Origin of the sequence: Stenotrophomonas nitritireducens (assembly GCF_001431425.1) — a bacterium.
Taxonomy (GTDB): domain Bacteria; phylum Pseudomonadota; class Gammaproteobacteria; order Xanthomonadales; family Xanthomonadaceae; genus Stenotrophomonas; species Stenotrophomonas nitritireducens.
Map to the genome: position 1 here is coordinate 1 of NZ_LDJG01000070.1, position 962 is coordinate 962.

Annotated in this window: 2 protein-coding genes; one reads left to right on the forward strand and one right to left on the reverse strand. The window is 64.8% G+C overall.

The genetic code is table 11. The features are described from left to right. Positions 1-321 (reverse strand): cytochrome c1 (locus tag ABB22_RS17455; protein ID WP_161809384.1); only part of this gene is annotated, 321 nt, incomplete at its 3' end. Between ABB22_RS17455 and ABB22_RS17460 the strand changes: the two genes are divergently transcribed. Continuing rightward, complete coding sequence (locus ABB22_RS17460; RefSeq protein WP_057505453.1) at positions 223-891, forward strand: cytochrome c1; 669 nt, start codon at positions 223-225, stop codon at positions 889-891. The two genes, ABB22_RS17455 and ABB22_RS17460, sit on opposite strands and share 99 nt — an antisense overlap. Positions 892-962: the final 71 nt, after the last annotated feature.

The following is a 962-nucleotide window of genomic DNA, read 5'->3' on the forward strand; positions in this document are numbered from 1 at the left end:
CCCCCGCACGCGCGAGATCAGGCTCAGGTCCGGCGGCATCTTGCCGAACCACTTGTCGCCCTGCTCCTTGGTCATGGCGACGTGGATCTGCTCACCGAACTTGGCGCCGGTGAAATTCAGGTTGTCCATCACCTGCTGTTCGGTCAGGCCCAAGTCCGCGGCCATGCGCGAGTAACGCAGGTACTTCAGCGAGTGGCAGCCCGAACAGTAGTTCATGTAGGCCTGCGCGCCGCGCTGCAGCGACGCCTGGTCGGACAGGTCGTTGCCCGCCTGCTGCAGCGCGGCGCGCAGGCCTACATGAACTACTGTTCGGGCTGCCACTCGCTGAAGTACCTGCGTTACTCGCGCATGGCCGCGGACTTGGGCCTGACCGAACAGCAGGTGATGGACAACCTGAATTTCACCGGCGCCAAGTTCGGTGAGCAGATCCACGTCGCCATGACCAAGGAGCAGGGCGACAAGTGGTTCGGCAAGATGCCGCCGGACCTGAGCCTGATCTCGCGCGTGCGGGGCAGCGACTGGATCTACACCTACCTCAAGTCGTTCTACCTGGACGAGTCGCGGCCGCTGGGCTGGAACAACAAGCTGTTCCCGAATGCCTCCATGCCCAATCCGCTGTGGGAGCTGCAGGGCCTGCAGCACGCCGAGTTCGGCGAGCCCGACGTGGCCGGCGAACGGCATCCGGAGCGGCTGGTGGTGACCAGTCCGGGGCGGGTGAAGCCGCAGGAATACGACCAGACCGTCCGCGACATCACCAACTTCCTCGAGTACGCCGGCGAACCGGCCGTGCTCAAGCGCCAGAGCATGGGCGTGTGGGTGGTGCTGTTCCTGGCGCTGCTCTCCTTCCTGGCCTATCTGCTGAAGAACGAGTACTGGACGGACGTGCATTGACGTGAGGGTGGGTCCGCAGGCCGGTGCGGAAGGTTGGCTGGCACTTGGCATCGGCGCCGGCTGACTGCACA